The sequence below is a fragment of the Natronorubrum halobium genome (assembly GCF_051351675.1).
Classification (GTDB): Archaea; Halobacteriota; Halobacteria; order Halobacteriales; family Natrialbaceae; genus Natronorubrum.
This window is the reverse complement of sequence record NZ_CP195595.1, coordinates 607529-622890: the sequence shown is the minus strand read 5'-3', so window position 1 is coordinate 622890 and position 15362 is coordinate 607529. Positions and strand designations below refer to the sequence as shown.

16 protein-coding genes and 1 pseudogene are annotated in these 15362 nt (G+C 65.7%); 6 read left to right on the top strand and 11 right to left on the bottom strand.

Going from position 1 to position 15362, the window contains the following annotated elements:
• Positions 1-54 precede the first annotated feature (54 nt).
• Positions 55-1188 carry an extracellular solute-binding protein gene (locus ACSFC7_RS03030; RefSeq protein WP_436346288.1) on the bottom strand — a complete coding sequence of 378 codons (1134 nt, stop codon included), beginning with the start codon at positions 1186-1188 and terminating at the stop codon, positions 55-57.
• Positions 1189-1530: 342 nt separating this feature from the next.
• Here ACSFC7_RS03030 and ACSFC7_RS03025 point away from each other — a divergent pair, with 342 nt between their 5' ends.
• Positions 1531-2211: a class I SAM-dependent methyltransferase gene (locus ACSFC7_RS03025; RefSeq protein ID WP_436346287.1), complete on the top strand. Its 681-nt coding sequence runs from the start codon at positions 1531-1533 to the stop codon at positions 2209-2211.
• 158 nt (positions 2212-2369) lie between these two features.
• Here ACSFC7_RS03025 and ACSFC7_RS03020 read toward each other — a convergent pair whose 3' ends face one another.
• Together ACSFC7_RS03020 and ACSFC7_RS03015 are read right to left on the bottom strand one after the other, a co-directional pair.
• Entirely contained in the window at positions 2370-2993 is a 624-nt protein-coding gene (locus ACSFC7_RS03020) for a DUF1684 domain-containing protein (RefSeq protein WP_436346286.1), read from the bottom strand.
• 154 nt (positions 2994-3147) lie between these two features.
• A complete protein-coding gene (locus tag ACSFC7_RS03015; RefSeq protein WP_436346285.1) occupies positions 3148-3387 on the bottom strand; it encodes a DUF7127 family protein in 240 nt (79 codons plus the stop codon).
• Between the two features lie 137 nt (positions 3388-3524).
• On the opposite strand from ACSFC7_RS03015, the gene ACSFC7_RS03010 reads away from it, so the two are divergent.
• Entirely contained in the window at positions 3525-5909 is a 2385-nt protein-coding gene (locus ACSFC7_RS03010) for an ATP-dependent DNA helicase (RefSeq protein WP_436346284.1), read from the top strand.
• A gap of 42 nt (positions 5910-5951) precedes the next feature.
• Here the strand turns inward: ACSFC7_RS03010 and ACSFC7_RS03005 are convergent, their stop codons facing one another.
• The 3 genes from ACSFC7_RS03005 to ACSFC7_RS02995 all read right to left on the bottom strand — a co-directional run bounded on the left by ACSFC7_RS03005 (position 5952) and on the right by ACSFC7_RS02995 (position 8125).
• Positions 5952-6467, bottom strand: coding sequence for an SHOCT domain-containing protein (locus ACSFC7_RS03005; protein WP_436346283.1), 516 nt, complete (start codon positions 6465-6467; stop codon positions 5952-5954).
• A gap of 61 nt (positions 6468-6528) precedes the next feature.
• The gene (locus ACSFC7_RS03000; protein ID WP_436346282.1) at positions 6529-6840 is read right to left on the bottom strand and encodes a DUF7521 family protein; all 312 of its coding nucleotides are present in this window, start codon (positions 6838-6840) and stop codon (positions 6529-6531) included.
• Between the two features lie 148 nt (positions 6841-6988).
• Entirely contained in the window at positions 6989-8125 is a 1137-nt protein-coding gene (locus ACSFC7_RS02995; protein ID WP_436346281.1) for a thiamine ABC transporter substrate-binding protein, read from the bottom strand.
• A gap of 130 nt (positions 8126-8255) precedes the next feature.
• Here ACSFC7_RS02995 and ACSFC7_RS02990 point away from each other — a divergent pair, with 130 nt between their 5' ends.
• Both ACSFC7_RS02990 and ACSFC7_RS02985 read left to right on the top strand, forming a co-directional pair.
• Positions 8256-9386, top strand: a complete 1131-nt coding sequence (locus ACSFC7_RS02990) for an AI-2E family transporter (protein WP_436346280.1) — start codon at positions 8256-8258, stop codon at positions 9384-9386.
• A gap of 80 nt (positions 9387-9466) precedes the next feature.
• Entirely contained in the window at positions 9467-10012 is a 546-nt protein-coding gene (locus ACSFC7_RS02985; RefSeq protein WP_436346279.1) for a DUF5518 domain-containing protein, read from the top strand.
• 33 nt (positions 10013-10045) lie between these two features.
• Here the strand turns inward: ACSFC7_RS02985 and ACSFC7_RS02980 are convergent, their stop codons facing one another.
• From ACSFC7_RS02980 to ACSFC7_RS02960, 5 genes and pseudogenes are all read right to left on the bottom strand, one after another.
• Positions 10046-11422 carry an ABC transporter permease gene (locus tag ACSFC7_RS02980; RefSeq protein WP_436346278.1) on the bottom strand — a complete coding sequence of 459 codons (1377 nt, stop codon included), beginning with the start codon at positions 11420-11422 and terminating at the stop codon, positions 10046-10048.
• Positions 11422-12186, bottom strand: a complete 765-nt coding sequence (locus ACSFC7_RS02975; RefSeq protein ID WP_436346277.1) for an ABC transporter ATP-binding protein — start codon at positions 12184-12186, stop codon at positions 11422-11424. Before ACSFC7_RS02975 ends, ACSFC7_RS02980 begins: the two co-directional genes overlap by 1 nt.
• A gap of 93 nt (positions 12187-12279) precedes the next feature.
• Positions 12280-12545, bottom strand: a pseudogene (locus ACSFC7_RS02970) (DUF5788 family protein).
• Positions 12542-12763 carry a DUF5788 family protein gene (locus ACSFC7_RS02965; RefSeq protein WP_436346276.1) on the bottom strand — a complete coding sequence of 74 codons (222 nt, stop codon included), beginning with the start codon at positions 12761-12763 and terminating at the stop codon, positions 12542-12544. The pseudogene ACSFC7_RS02970 and the gene ACSFC7_RS02965 overlap by 4 nt, the downstream one beginning before the upstream one ends.
• A 143-nt stretch (positions 12764-12906) precedes the next feature.
• Positions 12907-13206: a hypothetical protein gene (locus ACSFC7_RS02960; RefSeq protein ID WP_436346275.1), complete on the bottom strand. Its 300-nt coding sequence runs from the start codon at positions 13204-13206 to the stop codon at positions 12907-12909.
• A 333-nt stretch (positions 13207-13539) separates the two neighbouring features.
• Here ACSFC7_RS02960 and ACSFC7_RS02955 point away from each other — a divergent pair, with 333 nt between their 5' ends.
• A complete protein-coding gene (locus tag ACSFC7_RS02955) occupies positions 13540-14472 on the top strand; it encodes an ATP-binding cassette domain-containing protein (RefSeq protein ID WP_436346274.1) in 933 nt (310 codons plus the stop codon).
• Positions 14469-15320, top strand: coding sequence for an ABC transporter permease (locus ACSFC7_RS02950; protein WP_436346273.1), 852 nt, complete (start codon positions 14469-14471; stop codon positions 15318-15320). The genes ACSFC7_RS02955 and ACSFC7_RS02950 overlap by 4 nt, the downstream gene beginning before the upstream one ends.
• Positions 15321-15362: the final 42 nt, after the last annotated feature.

Below are 15362 nucleotides of genomic sequence, written 5' to 3'. Positions count from 1 at the left end.
GAGACGCAACTGGACAGCACTGCGAAACGCGAGGATCCGAAACTGCGCGCCGATCTAGACGGTCATTCCCTCCTCGCGGAGGAGGTCCTGCGCTTGCTCGACGTCGCTGAGCTCGTTCAGGTCGAACTCGAGCGGATCGATTTCGTCGAGCGTGGGGAGTTCGCCGACGTAGTCGACGCCGTCGACGACGGGGTATTCGCCGTTGACATCGACGAAGAACTCCTGTCCCTGCGCAGCGAGCACGTGACGTGTGAACTCCGCGGCGAGGTTCGGTCTGTCGGCCCCTTCGAGGATCGCGACGCCGGAGACGTTGAACAGACAGCCGGGATCGTTGCTGGTAAACGTCACGCCGAGGGGTGCCTCCGGGTCGTTTCCGACGATCCGGCCGGCGTAGTACTGGTTACCGAGTGCGATCTCCTGTTCGCCGTCCGCGACGGCCTCCGCCTGGGTCGAACCGCTGCTGTACAGGGTCGCGTTCTGGTCGTCGACCATACTGCTGACCCAGTCGCGGGTCGCGTCTTCGCCCTCCTCTTCGATCATCGCGACGATGAACGAACGGAACGTGCCCGAGTTCGGACGCGTCGAGATCACGTCCTGGAAGCGGTCGTCCGTCGCGTACTCGAAGATATCGTCGGGGAGTTCGTCGGCACTGAACTCGTCCGTGTTGTACTGGACCGCACGAACGCGACCCGACGCGCCGGTCCAGTAGCCGTCGCTGTCACTGTAATTGTCGTCGACCGCGTCGATCACGTCCTCGGGTAACTCTCGGGCGAGTTCTTCCTCCTTGAGTCGCGCGAGTTCGCCCGAGGATTGCGTATAGAAGAGGTCGGCCGGACTGTTCTCGCCCTCCTCGAGGAGGCTCGCCAGCTGATCGCCCTCGTCGTCGTAGTCCCGGCTGATCTCGAAGTCGTCGTACTCGGCTTCGATGTCCTCGAAGAGCGGATCGATCTGATCCTGCGTCCGTGCGGAGTAGATCGTCAACTCTCCCTCGAGATCGCCCAGATCATCCCAGGAGACCGCCGACGCCTCGACCGGGGACGACTGGGGACCGTACCCCTCGAGGTCCTCGCCGGAGTCACCCAAACAGCCGGCGATGGCGAGCGTTCCGACCGTGGCCGTCGTCGCTCCGAGGAAGGTGCGTCGACCGATCGCCGTCCGGTGCGTTCGATTGCCGTCGTGCTGTTGCATGTATATCTTTAGGCCAGCCTAAAATACATATAGCTTCCGCTTATTTCCGGTCTCCGGTACGAAAAATCCGGCGGCAGGAGCTGTCTGTTCGGCCTTCGTCCGATGCCCACGGAGTTTCGGCCAACCTAAACCTCTGCGATTAGCCCTTTTTAGGCCAGCCTAAAAAGTCTGTCGGTCGTTCCGATGGGTCGGGAACGGAGCTCGGTTCGGACGTCACTACTCGGACTCGAGTTCGCTCTCACGTCCACCAGTGGGTGTCGCTCTCACCTCCACCGGTGGATGTGTGAGTCTCCCTCCTCTCGAGCCGAACGCATTTTGGCCGCCGAGCGTAACGATACGCGTATGAGCGTTCGCGAGGAGTTCGACGACTGGGCCGCTAGCGGCCGAGATCGAGGGATGGAAGACCGCCACTGGCACACGGCGAAGCACGCGCTCGCGCGGATGCCGGTCGAAGCCGGTGACGCCGTTCTCGACCTCGGCTGCGGCAGCGGTTACGCCGGGCGTGCGCTTCGAGACACCAACGACGCGGGTCGGATCTACGGTCTCGACGGCTCGCCCGAGATGGCCACCAACGCGGCGGACTACACGGACGATCCGCAGGTCGGCTTCCTCGTCGGTGACTTCGACTCCCTTCCCTTCGTCGACGACTCGATCGACCACGTCTGGTCGATGGAAGCGTTCTACTACGCCAGCGATCCGCACCACACCCTCGAGGAGATCGCCCGCATCCTTCGACCGGGCGGGACGTTCTACTGCGCCGTCAACTACTACGAGGAGAACGTCCACTCTCACGAGTGGCAGGACCGCATCTCGATCGAGATGACGCGCTGGGACCGCGAGCAGTACCGCGAGGCCTTCCGCGACGCGGGTCTCCACGTCGCCGAACAGGACAACATTCCCGACCGCGAGATCAGGATTCCCGCGGACACCGAGTTTCCGACCGACGACTGGGAAACCCGGGACGCGATGGTCGAGCGCTACCGCGAGTTCGGAACCCTGTTGACGGTCGGCGTCGCACCCTGATTTTCACGGAACCGCCCCCGGTTTCCACTCGACGGACCCCCCGTCTCACAACCCCCTCGCTTCGAGTCGAGTCGCACCTTCGTCGGGTGGTTTTCGGACTGTGGCTCGACTCGAAGCCACCCACCCCTCACCATCGTCATCGATCCGAACCCGTATCGTTACTCGAACCGCTCGCCCGCCGGAATCGCGATCTCGAGCCAGTTCTCCTTCGGCGGGAGCGGACAGTCGAACGTCTCGCTGTAGGCGCAGAACGGCGTGTACGCGAGGTTGAAGTCGACGACGAGTTCGTCGCCGTCCTGCCACGCTTGCGAGGCGGGGCTCGCGGAACTCGATTCCGCGGCGTCCGCGGGGTCCCGATTCGGCGAGAGTTCCATGTACCGACCGCCGTCGTAGGTCTGCTGGCCGGTCGTCTTGTCCCGGAAGGGAACGAAGAGGGGCTCCTCGTTCGGGCTCTCGAGTTGGTACGCTGCGAGTTCGTCGGTGCCGTCCTCGAGATCTTCGTCGTCTCGATTCAGTTCGAACTCGAGCGTCGCCACGCGGAGATACCGCATCTCTCGGCCCGCAGTCGTGTCCATCAGGACGACCTCGGGGTCGTCGTGGCGCTCGACGGTGGCGGTCACGCGGTAGGTCGAATCCGGCTCGAAGTAGTCCAGCCCGTCGAACCCGTCGCGCTCCTCCGGCGGGATCGGGGACTGGGGATGCTCCGCGAAGAAGTCGTCTTTCTCGGCCCGTTTCGACTCGAGTTCCTCGCGCCAGCGGTCGACGTCGATGGATTCGCTCATATCGTGCGTAGTCGACCGAACGGGGAAGGCGTTGCGTTTCCGATTGCTCTTCGCGAGCCGGCGGATCCGGTCCGAGTTTCGGACTGGCAAAAAAGCGGGCGGCTCCGACGGATCGCGTTGCGCGTCGCTTTCGTCGATGTTCGCGACCGGTCTGTTACTCCTCGATCGTCAAGACGCCGTTCCGTGCCGAGACATCGCTGGCCTCCGGTGGCAGTTCGAACTCGTACTGCTCGCCGTCGGCGACGATGATGGCCGTCGAGCCGAGGATGTCCATCGAGATGTCCGCGGCCGAGTTGCCGAAATCGACCGCGATAACGCTGCCGTCGTCGTACTCGAAGGTACGGACGACGACGTCGTCTCGGTCGACGTTCTCGAGGGAGTGGGGGACTTTCATGGACGACGGTAGGGGCTCAGTCACTTAAAGGACCACGCTGGCAGCGTCCGGCCGCCGCGACTGTCCCGGACTTTATCAGTAATGACGCGGCCACAGTCCGTCAAGGATATGCACGACCGCTGCGGAGTAGGGGAAGCATGACGGACTGGCGATCGATCTTCGGCCACACGCAGCCCTACGACGAGCAGGTCGACGGTATCGAGACTACCATCGACACCGCTCGAGACGACGGCTACACCGTCATCGAGGGCGCCTGTGGCACCGGGAAGACGATGATCGCGCTCACCGCGGGGATCGACCTCGTCCGCGATCCGGACAGCGACTACGAGCGCGTCTTCGTCCTCACGAGCGTCAAGCAGCAACTGCGCCAGTTCGAAGCCGACCTCGAGACGATCAACGAGAACCTGCCCGACGACTGGAACCCGATCTCCGGACTGACGCTGGTCGGAAAAGCCGACGTCTGTCCGTACAACCGGGAGGGAGCGGCGGGGATCGACGACGGCAACGTCTACGACCGCTGTGAGACGTTACGTGACCGCACGCGAGATCTCACCGGCGAGGGCGGCTCGACGACCGCCCAGAACCTCGCCGCGCGCGCTCGCAGCCAGCAGATCGGGCTGGCCGACAGCGGCAGTCGGGGCGGGACCAGCGGTCGCTTCCTCGAGACTGCCGGCGAACCGACGCCCTACTCGCCCGACCTTCCCGAGTACGGCGAGGGCGGTCCCGTCGGCGCCGAAACCGAGTACTGCCCGTTCTACGCGCAGTACCTCGAAGACCTCCCCGAGGAGGGCAGCGACGGCGACGCAGTCGAAGCCGTCCCCTACGACTTCACCGAGGCGGGGATGATCACGCCCGAGGACCTCGTCGCGCGGTCGGTCGCCCACGGCACCTGTCCCCACTCGGTGATGGGCGCCGTGCTGGGCCACGCCGAAGTGGTCCTCGGAAACTACTACCACGCGTTCGATCCCCGCACGACCGGCTCCTTTACCGGGGCACTGCTCGACGACTCGACGTTCGTCGTCTGCGACGAGGCCCACATGTTGGAGCCGCGCGTGCGCGATCTGGTCAGCGACGGAATCAGCGATACGTTCCTGCGAGACGCCGAAACCGAACTCTCGCGCGTGATCCAGCCGGTCACATTCGAACGCGAGGGACGCAACGCGCAAGGCGGGTCGAAGACCGCCGACGCCGACCTCGTGCGGGCCGAACTCGACGACACCGACGTCTCCTTCGAGGAACTGAACCGTACCCTCGAGTTCGTCCGGGACCTCCGGAACGAACTCGACCGTCGGGTGACGGCCTATCTCGACCGGAACCACGGGGGGTGGGAGTCCGATCCCCACGACCTCCACGACGAGGAGATCCCGCTTCGTGACCCGGCCGAACCGGCCGAGGACGAGTTGACCGAGTGGGCGAGAGAGGCCGGCTACGGCGACGCGGACTGGGTTCGCGCCGACTCCGTCGGGGCCGTCGTCGAGCGAATCCTGAACGAGGCCGAAGACGAGGACCGGACCCGGGCGGCACCCGCCGTCGGTCGCGTACTCGGCGAGTGGTACCGCTGCGATCACACCGATTACTTCCGAGAGATCGAACTCGAGCGCACCTGGGACGACACCGAACCCGCCGACTCGTGGCGGCGAGCCTACAACGCGAGACTCGCCCTGCACAACTGCGTGCCGAGCGACGCCATCGGCGACCGACTCGCCGCCTTCGGCGGCGGGATCCTCATGAGCGCGACGCTGGAGCCGATGGACGCGTTCACCGAAGTGACGGGGCTCGACTACCTCGAGCGGGAGGAAGATCGGCCCGTCGTCGAACGGCGCTACGGACTGCACTTCCCCGCCGAAAACCGCGAGAGCTTCGCGGTCGCCGCACCGAAGTTTACCTACGACAACCGCGGGCGGGCGGGCGAAACGAACCCGACCAGAACGCACTACGCCGACGCGATTTCGAAAGTGGGCCACCTTCCCGGCAACGTCCTCGTCGGCATGCCCAGCTACGCCGAGGCCGAGTGGATCGCTGGGGTCCTCGAGGAGCGCCTCTCGAAACCCGTCCTGGTCGACGCCGCGAGCGACGACGAGACCACTCAGTCGCTCAAAAACGAGTTCTTCGCGGGTGAGGGGAAGGTGCTCGTCACGAGTCTCCGGGGGACGCTGACCGAAGGCGTCGACTACAGCGGTGACCGCCTCTCCGCGGCCGTCGTCTGCGGCGTTCCCATCGTCAACACCTCGAGTCCGCGCACGAAGGCGGTTCGGCGGGCCTACGACGACGAGTTCGGGGACGGCTTCACCTACGCGCTCACGATTCCGGCCGTCAGAAAGGCTCGACAGGCGATCGGCCGCGTCATCCGCAGTCCCGAGGACGTCGGCGTTCGCGTCCTGCTCGACGAGCGGTACGCTCGCGATAGCTGGGACTCCGTCCGACCGTATCTGCCCGACGACGGCGAGTTCCAGCCCGTTAGCCCGGATATGCTCGGAATGGGGCTCGAGCGGTTTCGGGACCGACTCGGGGCGGGAAACTGACGGTCACAGTCACAAATACTCGCCCTGACGAGGCCGGCGTCACTACTCGATCGACCGCTCGCGCTCGTCGAGGCTCCCGTTCGATTTCGTTCGACTTCCGTTCGCGTCCGGCCCCGACCGCTCGACGGAATCGACCTCGAGGAGGTTCTCGAGGCGGTGCTCGAATTCGGCCTCGGTGATCTCACCGTTCGCGTATCGTCGTTTTACAACCTCGAGCGGGTCTTCGCCGCCGGTTTCGCTCGCCGTATCGGGTTCCGCGGTGGTCCCGTCGCCGACCGAATAGGCGTCGGGTGACTCGAGGTTGCCGATGAGCGAGAGATAGACCGGCCAGAGGACGAGTCCCGCGAACAGCAGCAGTGGCGCTGCGAGTCCGAGCAAGAGGACGCTGACGAAAATGGAGAGGGTGCCGTCGAAAAACGCCAGCGCGAAGAACCAGAGCCCGACCGTCCCGACGCCCGAACCGAGCAGCCAGCGACCCAGCGCACCGTCCGGGGTGTAGTGTTCGACGCGTGATCGAAATCGGCGGACCAGCGAGCGTCGCGACGAGCGAGGAGTCATGCGACAAAATGTCAGTCACATCTACATAACCGTGGCGGTCGCGACGACATCGCGAACCGATTCAATCGGACCGGCGCAGGGTTACTGTCGTCGTCGTCGACGTCTCGGCGTACAGCGAGTACAGCAGGATCGCGAATCCGCCCGCGGTGAACGCACTCTGGATCGTGACACCGAGTGCGACGTTTCCGCTGGCGAGGTGGGCGATCGCACCGCCGACCGAGCCGGCGACGATGAAGCTGAAGCCGAGCGCGACCGCACGCAGTGCGCTGGAGCCGGTTCGTCGAAACGCACGATACGCGAGCGCTGCGACCGCACCACCGGTGAGCAACGTTGCGGTGTTCGCGCCGGCGATGAGGAGTGTGTATTCGTCCATGGTCGATTGCCGAGCACCGCCGTGCCCGGGGTCACCGATCCGGTGGCCGAGCACCGCTCGGAATGTCGTCTACTCCGGCGCTATCGTACTTCAGTGCTGCCACCAGTTCCCAGTCGGAGGGAACGGCTGCGAAGACACGATAGGGGTACTACTGGTCCTCGAGGGGGTCGTCGAACCGTCCGGTCCAGTCCTCGAGCCACTCGCCGAGGGTGCCGCGGAGTTCGGTGTAACTCGTCGTCACCGGCTCCGCGGGCTGGCGTGCGACTTCGCTGAACTCCGGCGAGGGACCGGCGTCTTCGACGGCCGGAAACTGGACGTTTCGGCGGGCGAGTTCGTGCTGTGAGTCGACGGCGAGAACGTGCTCGAGAAACGCGTAGGCCAGATCGGGTTCGTCGGCCTCCTCGAAAATCCCCATCCCTTCGGAGAGTGCGTACCCCTCGTCGTTCGGGAACGCGACCCGGTGGCGATCCCTCTCGTACCCTTCCGCGGCTGCGAACACTGGATCGGTCGAGTAGGAGACGACCATCGGCCGCTGGCCGTCCATGTAGGCGCCGCGGTAGGCGTTGCTCCAGGAGTCGTGGACCCGAACCCCGTTCGCCACGAGCTCCTCCCAGTAGTCGAAGGCGGTCTCCGCGTCGGCCGTCTCGATCGTCCACAGCAGGAACGCCTGACCGGGGATGGAGGTGACGGGATGCTGGGCCAGCAGTGCGTTCTCGTACGTCGATCCGAGCAGGTCGGCGAAGCTCTCGGGTGCCCCGAGTTCGGTCTCGTCGTAGACGAGGCTGACGTATCCCGTGTCGTAGGGCAGCGCGCGACCGTGTGGATCTTCCAAGTCGAGTTCGTCGCGGATTCGATCGGTGCCGTCGATCCGATCGAGGTTGAGTTCGCGGAGGAGCCGTCCCTCGCCGATCCGGTCGTCGATCTGTGCCAGATCGCCGACGGTGAACCCGAAACAGACGTCGACGTCGATCTCGGCCTCGTACTCGCCGCGCCGGATGTAGTGTTCGAGCCCCGAGTTCGGGACGACCCACTCGAGGTCGGCGTCGGGATACGCCTCCTCGAACGTCTCCTCGAGCCTCGGTGCGGCCGGGTTCGGCCCCGCGACCATCGAGCGATAGGTGGCGATCCGGAGGGTCCCCTCGTGGTCGGGTTCGTCGGGTTCGGGATCGCCGTCTTCGCCGCCGTTCGGCGGATCGTCGTCGCCGTCGCGAGTAAGACAGCCCGCGACACCGACGGCTGTTGCCGTTCCGATGCCGATGGTCCGCACGACCGTCCGCCGTTTCATTCACCGGGGCTACGCAGTGAAGACGTAAGTCTCGTTCCCAACGTTTCGGGAACTTGAACTCTCTCGACGATCGTTTCGACGACGTTCAGGGGATCCGAAAGGTTTTGCTGTCACAGCGTGAGCCGTACCTGTGACATCGAACGCGATTTCTTCCAGAAACCGCCGGTACGTGCTCGCGGGTATCGTCGGGATACTCGGACTCGTCACGGGCGCGATCCTACTGGAGGTTCTCGGCACGATTCTCTTCGCACTGACGGTGGCGTACGTCCTGATGCCGGTCCAGGCCTGGCTGGTCAGACGCGGGCTTTCGGAGTGGCTTGCGGCCGTCGCGGCGACGGTGATCGGCTTCGTCAGTGCGATCGCCGTCTTCGCGCCGATCGTCGTCACGCTCTACTTCCGGATCGATCAGGTGATGAGCGTCGTCGAGGGAATTCCCCAGGAGGTTCCGATCGAGGCGCTCGGCATCGCGTACACGGTGGAGGTCGCCGAAGTGCGGTCGATCGCACTCGACTTTCTGAGCGGGGCCGCCGTCTCCTTCGCCTCGGCGCTGCCGGTGCTCGCGATCAAGTTCGCACTGTTCGTCATTCTGCTGTTCGCGCTCGTTCTCAAGGGTGATGCGGCCGGGCGGGCGGCCATCGCGCCGGTCCCGCGGGAGTACCGCGACATCGTCCACGCGCTCGCCAACCGAACTCGCGAGACGCTGTACGCGATCTACGTCCTGCAGCTCGCGACGTCCGTCGCCACCCTGCTCATCGGCTATCCGCTGTTCTGGCTGCTGGGCTACGAGGCGGCCTTCACGCTCGCGATCATCGCTGCGATCCTCCAGTTCGTCCCGATCATCGGGCCGAGCCTGCTCATCGCGCCGATCGCCCTCTATCACGTCGCCGCGGGCGAACTCACCGCGGCCGTCCTCGTCGGCGTCCTCGGCATCACCCTCGTCGCCTGGTTCCCCGACATCGGCGTCCGGCCGCGCCTCGCCCGACGCTCCGCCGGTCTCCCCGGCAGCCTCTACTTCGTCGGCTTCACCGGCGGGCTCTTTACGCTCGGTCCGATCGGGATCGTCGTCGGACCGCTGATCGTCGCGGTCTTCGTCGAAGCCGTCGATCTCCTCGCGGACGAGGTCAACGGCGACGTCAGCTTTTCCGACGTCGTCGAGGCCGACCTCAAGGAGCCGCCGGGCGAGGGGCTCGGCTCCGGATCCGGGACCGAAACCACGATGACGCCGCCGGAGGAGTCCGGCTCGCGACCGGCCGACGACTGACCGCCCCGCCGAGCGGGCTGCGGTCGACACTCGCCCGTCCAACCACCGTTACTTTTCTCCGTCGCTGTCGTTCATCGGGTATGGTCAACAGCCGGACGCTCGTCAACGCGCTCGTCGGTGCCATCGTCGGCGTCGTACTCTCGTTCGTTCCGTTCTCGACCGTTCTCGGCGGTGCCGCCGCGGCCTTCCTCGAGGGACCGGACACTCGAGCGGGAGCGATCGCCGGCGCGCTGGCGGGTGCGATCACGTTCCTTCCGCTCGCCGGTCTCGCGCTCTTCGGGCTCGGGGTTCTCGGGTTCGGGATGGGGATCGCCGCGGTCCCGTTCGAAGGGTTCGCGATCGTGGCGCTCGTCGTCGTCGCCGCCGCGGTGCTCCTGTTTTTCTACACCGTCGGCCTCTCGCTGCTCGGGGGCTATCTCGGCGCGTATCTCGCCCGGGAGTATCCGGCACGGCACGCTCGAACGCGAGCGGCGATCGGGCTGTCGTCGGACCGCTCGGAGGCGGCCGCCCGGACCCGATCGGCCGGGCCGCAGTCGGACTCGTCGCGGGCACGCGATCGAGAGCCGGACCGCCCCGAAACGCGCGACTCGAGGCGCGACCGCGATACCGAGCGGGACCGACGCTGACGCCCCCGACTACGGTGGCGACTCACGCGGCGGTCACTCGTATCTGAGCGCGTCGATCGGATCCGTCCGCGCCGCTCGCCACGCCGGATACAGCCCGGCGGCGATCCCGACGAGCACGCCGACGGCGATGGCGAGCGCGACGTACTCGTAGGGGTAGACCAGCGGGAGATCGATGTACCACGCGCCGAGGTAGCCGGCGGCAAGACCGAGCAGCGTGCCGAGGATCGCCCCGACGATGCCGAGGATCACCGACTCGGCGAGGAAGAGTCCCAGCACCTCCCGGTTCTGTGCTCCGACGGCTTTCATGATCCCGATTTCGCGGGTCCGTTCGGTCACCGAGACGAGCATGATGTTCGCGATGCCGATCGACCCCACCAGCAACGAAATCGCGGCGATGCCGACGATGAAGTTCTGCAGCAGGTCCAGGACGTCCTCGAGCTGCTGGAGCAACTCCGCGCTCGTCTGGAGGGTTATCTCGAGGTCGTCGCTCAATAGCTCGCCGGCGTCGGACTCGTCGCTCTCGAGGTAGGCGATCGCGCTCTCCTGAGCCCGGTCGATATCCTCGTCGTCGGCGGATTCGGCTTCGACGATGATCGCGAGGAAGAGCGCGTCGTCGGGTCCGGCGGAGTCGTCCGTCTCGGACCCGTTCTCGTCGCCGTCTCCGTCACCGGTCCCGTTTTCGTCGGCTTCGTCCTCGCCGTTTCCGTCGTCTCCTGTGCCATCGCCGCCCTCACCACCCGCTCCCAGAAGGGCTCCGGCCGCGTCCTCGGTGTAGTACGGATCCGTCGGAACGTAGACGCGCGGCGACGGTTCGAATCCCTCGAACGGACTCAGCCCCTCCGAGCTTTCGGTGATTCCGACGACGGTGACGTCCGTCTGCTGGCCGCCCTGTAGCGCGATGGTCAGTTCGTCCCCGACCTCGAGATCCTCCTCGAACTGTCCGGCGACCGCCGGGTTGACGACCGCCTCGCGTTCGCCCTGTTCGAACTGTCGCCCCTCGTCGAGCGTGTTCTCCCTGATGTACGTCGGTCCGGCCGCGACGAGGGCATCGCTCTGGGGCGATATATCGCCCTCGTAGACGAGCGCCTGCGTCGACAGCGGCATGTAGCCGTAGGCGGCGTCGATGTCCTCGTCGTCGGACAGTCGCTCGACGTCGGTCTGACTGAACACCGGCTGGGCACCGGCGAGCGGGCCGCCCTCGGTGTCGGGGTCGGCGGCCCAGCCGTAGCTGTTGCGCTGGTCGTCCGGGCTGATATCCCCGATGATGCCCGCCTGCAGGCTCGCGCCCAGCGTGACGAACGCGATCACGGCCGCGATACCGATCACGATACCCAGCGTCGTCAGCGCCGAGCGGAGTTTGTGGCCCCGAATCGAGCGCCAGGCGAGACGGAGACTCTCGTGCGGTCGCATCAGCGACTCGCCCCGTCGGCAGTGTCCGACGTTCCGTTTCCGTTTAACGGTTCGATCCGCTCGAGTTTCCCGTCGAGCAGGTGGACGATGCGTTCGGCGCGCTCGGCGACGTGGCGCTCGTGGGTGACGACGACCATGGTCGTCCCGGCGTCGTGAAACTCGGCGAAGAGGTCCAGGACGTCGGCTTCGGTCTCCGTATCGAGATTCCCCGAGGGCTCGTCGGCCAGCACGATCGCGGGGTCGTTGACCAGCGCTCGAGCCAGCGCGACCCGCTGGCGTTGCCCGCCGGAGAGTTCGTTCGGGAGGTGATCCGCCCGATCCGCGAGCCCGACCTGCTCGAGTAGCTCCCTGGCCCGTTCGCGACGTTCCCCTCGATCCACGTTCTGAAACAGCTGCGGGAGGGCGACGTTCTCGAGGGCGGTCAGTCGGGGCATGAGGTTGAACGTCTGGAAGACGAACCCGACCGTCGTCCCGCGGAGGGTCGTCCGTTCGCGATCGTCGAGCGTCGCCACGTCGGCACCGTCGACGACGACGGTCCCGTCGGTCGGCGTGTCGAGACAGCCGACGAGGTTCATCAGGGTCGACTTCCCCGAGCCGCTCGGCCCCATGATCGCCGTATAGGACCCCCGCGAAATCTCGAGGGAGACGCCGTCTAACGCGTGGACCGGCTCGCCGAGCTGGTAGGTCTTGCGGACGTTCTCGAGCGAGACCGCCGTGCCAGTGTCGTCAGTGCCGGGCTCACTCCCGGCTCCCGATGTCGCCATAGGTGTCGAACGGCAGCGTCGGCGAAAAAGGTACAGCCGAACCACGCAGCCGACCCTCGCTGCGTTTCTGCGAGTCGCACGCTGACGAAACCGCTACCGCCGAATCGAGTTCACGAAGTCGAGCCACCGCTCGTGATCGTCGCGCGCGGTCGACCGCGTTTCGGCGGCGAAGCCGTCCCTGCGAAGGCTCCGGAGGGCGTTCAGCGCACGGTCGATGCCGACGATGGCCTCGCGATCTCGTCGCCTTCCTCGCGATCGATCGGAGCCGACTCGAGTCGGTCGACGAGGCGGTCGCGCTCGGCGGTCAGTTCGCGTTCGGCCTCTCGAACGAGCGGCTTCGCGTCGTCCGCAGAAATCAAAGATTTCTGCTGGGCTGCACAAGAGCGTCGCTCTTGCGAACGTCGAGGATGCCCTCGACCGTTCGCGTCTCGACGATGAACTCTTCGAGGGCCAGTTCGTCGTCGCCGACGGTGATCGTCTCGGGGAGTCGCCGCCCGACGGTCGCGCTCTGTCGGGTGGCGCGCTCGAGCAGGTCGCGTCTTTGAGCGGGAGTCAGTTGGTCGTTGGACGGTGGCATATCGGTGAAAGCGGGTTCTGGCTTCGAACGCAGGGCAACGAGATCCGGGTACCGGTTACTGGCGTCAGGTGGTCTCCCGTCCGAAATTGCGGCCGCGATCACCGCGGGTCAGGTGGCCGCGGTCGGGATCGATCCCCGAGCCGTTACCAGTCGCCGCTGGCCGCGTCGTCCTGTGGCGATCCCTCGGCCGTCTCGTCGCCGCGGACGATGAGGTACGCGACGAGTGCGACGAGACCGAAGATAAACGTGAAGAACGTCAGTCCGGCGGTCCCGATCGACCACAGGAGCTCGTTGTTGTCCCGTTTCGAGGCGTCCTTGTACACCCAGTAGCCGATGGCGAGCGAGATGATCAGGAAGACCGCGGTGGAGACGAGGATGAGCGTCGGATCCATCGCGAACTCCTCGCCGCCGGTCTGTAACGGAGCGAGCGCGACCTGCATCATCGGTCAGCCTCCTGTCCGTCTGCCGTCGTTCGAGCGTCGACTCGCCGGTCTCGCTCGCGATCGCGGCGATCGGCCGTCTGCGGGGATACTGTGAACATACTGTTACTACGGGTGAAAAATAAACGATGGTAGATATATTTCTTTTGTTCGTTTCGTGCGGGACTCGGCGATCGTCCGCCCTCTGCTACGAGGTACTCCGCTCGAGGACGCCTCTAACCCGCTTCTGCCGCCGGTATAGCGATACGTTTACCGACGACCGTCCCGCCCGCACTCGAACCTGTTAAACAAAACAACGTATATGTGTGTTGAGTCTAAAATAGTATAATTAACACCGTGACTGCCATCGATATCTCCAACGTGACGAAACGGTACGGGGGCGAAACGGCCCTCGACGACCTCGATCTCACCGTCCGGCGCGGCGAGATTTACGGCTTCCTCGGCCCGAACGGCGCGGGGAAGTCGACGACGATCAACCTGATTCTCGATTTCATCCGCCCGACCGCGGGCGAGGTGAGCGTCTTCGGCCTCGATGCGCGAGCAGACACCCTCGAGATCCGAACCCGAACCGGCATCCTTCCCGAAGGTGTCGATACGTACGATCGACTGACCGGCCGCAAACACGTCGAGTTCGCCATCGAGTCGAAGGACGCGGACGACGACCCCGACGACCTCCTCGAGCGGGTCGGGATCGCCGACGCAGCGGACAAGAAGGCTGGCGGCTACTCGAAGGGGATGGCCCAACGGCTCATGTTCGCGACGGCGCTCGTCGGCGAGCCCGATCTGCTGATTCTGGACGAGCCCTCGACGGGACTGGATCCCAACGGGGCTCGCGAGATGCGCGAGATCATCCGAGAAGAGAACGCTCGCGGCGCGACCGTCTTCTTCTCCTCGCACGTCCTCGGCCAGGTCGAGGCGATCTGTGACCGCGTCGGCATCCTCCGGAGCGGCGAGTTGGTCGCGGAGGACACCGTCGAAGGCCTTCGCGATTCGATGCCGGAACAGACCCGGCTTCGCGTGCAGGTCGATCGGATACCCGACGACTCCTCGGCGGCGCTCGAGGCGCTCGAGTCGGTAGACGGCGTCGCCGAGGTGTCGGCCGACGGCACGACGCTCGTCATCACCTGCGAGGATCGGGCGAAGACGACCGTGCTTCGAACGATCGAGGAACAGGGCGTCTCGATCGAGGACTTCGCGACGGACGAATCGTCGCTCGAGGACCTGTTCATGGCGTATACGGCCGGCGATCGGACGGGGGTGGCCCAATGAGTGCAATCACCGTCGCGAAGAAGGACTTCGCCGACGCGGCTCGTTCGCGCAAGCTGATGGCGCTGACGGCCGTCTTCGCGCTCTTTACGCTCGGCGGCGCGTTTCTGGCCTCGTGGGCCGGCGACCTGTTCGCAGAGATGGACGGTGAAGGCGCGGAGACGACGCTGGACCTCGTCTTCGCACTCCAGACGCCGGCCGGCTATCTCGTTCCGATCATCGGGCTGGTGATCGGCTACGCCGCCATCGCCGGCGAGCGAGAGAGCGGGAGCCTGAAGTTCCTGCTCGGACTGCCGCACACGCGCCGCGACGTCGTGCTCGGGAAGATCCTCGGCCGCTCGGCGGTCGTCGCCGTCTCGATCCTCGTCGGCTTCCTCGTCGGCCTGATCGGGCTGTTCGTCTTCGTCGGCTCCGTCTCGATCGTCGACTACCTCCTGTTTACGGTCGTGACGATTCTGTTCGGGTTCGTCTACGTCTGTATCGCCGTCGGACTCTCCTCGATGACCGGATCGACGACCAAGGCGGGAGCCGGCGCGTTCGGGCTGATCATGTTCTTCTGGTTCCTCTGGAGCTTCATCGCCATGGGCGCCCTCTACCTCGTCGAGGGCGAACTGTGGATGGAGCAACATCCCGACTGGTACGTGAGCCTCCTCTCGCTGTCGCCGGACGCCGCCTACGGCTCCGCCATCGCCGCCGTCTTCGGCGAAGGCCAGTTCACCATGGCCAGCGTGTACGGCATCGAGGATCCACCGCTGCTCGCCGAGCCCTGGTTCGGGTTCGTCGTGCTCGCGGTCTGGGCGTTCGTCCCGCTGGGAATCGGTCTCTGGCAGTTCGGTCGCGCCGATCTCTGAGACTCGCCGCTCGACCCCTTCTCTGCGCCCGTCGTCCGAACC

Coding starts and splice junctions, on each gene's coding strand:
- ACSFC7_RS03030 (WP_436346288.1), bottom strand. CDS start 1,188: ATGCAACAGCACGACGGCAATCGAACGCACCGGACGGCGATCGGTCGA.
- ACSFC7_RS03025 (WP_436346287.1), top strand. CDS start 1,531: ATGAGCGTTCGCGAGGAGTTCGACGACTGGGCCGCTAGCGGCCGAGAT.
- ACSFC7_RS03020 (WP_436346286.1), bottom strand. CDS start 2,993: ATGAGCGAATCCATCGACGTCGACCGCTGGCGCGAGGAACTCGAGTCG.
- ACSFC7_RS03015 (WP_436346285.1), bottom strand. CDS start 3,387: ATGAAAGTCCCCCACTCCCTCGAGAACGTCGACCGAGACGACGTCGTC.
- ACSFC7_RS03010 (WP_436346284.1), top strand. CDS start 3,525: ATGACGGACTGGCGATCGATCTTCGGCCACACGCAGCCCTACGACGAG.
- ACSFC7_RS03005 (WP_436346283.1), bottom strand. CDS start 6,467: ATGACTCCTCGCTCGTCGCGACGCTCGCTGGTCCGCCGATTTCGATCA.
- ACSFC7_RS03000 (WP_436346282.1), bottom strand. CDS start 6,840: ATGGACGAATACACACTCCTCATCGCCGGCGCGAACACCGCAACGTTG.
- ACSFC7_RS02995 (WP_436346281.1), bottom strand. CDS start 8,125: ATGAAACGGCGGACGGTCGTGCGGACCATCGGCATCGGAACGGCAACA.
- ACSFC7_RS02985 (WP_436346279.1), top strand. CDS start 9,467: ATGGTCAACAGCCGGACGCTCGTCAACGCGCTCGTCGGTGCCATCGTC.
- ACSFC7_RS02980 (WP_436346278.1), bottom strand. CDS start 11,422: ATGCGACCGCACGAGAGTCTCCGTCTCGCCTGGCGCTCGATTCGGGGC.
- ACSFC7_RS02975 (WP_436346277.1), bottom strand. CDS start 12,186: ATGGCGACATCGGGAGCCGGGAGTGAGCCCGGCACTGACGACACTGGC.
- ACSFC7_RS02965 (WP_436346276.1), bottom strand. CDS start 12,763: ATGCCACCGTCCAACGACCAACTGACTCCCGCTCAAAGACGCGACCTG.
- ACSFC7_RS02960 (WP_436346275.1), bottom strand. CDS start 13,206: ATGATGCAGGTCGCGCTCGCTCCGTTACAGACCGGCGGCGAGGAGTTC.
- ACSFC7_RS02950 (WP_436346273.1), top strand. CDS start 14,469: ATGAGTGCAATCACCGTCGCGAAGAAGGACTTCGCCGACGCGGCTCGT.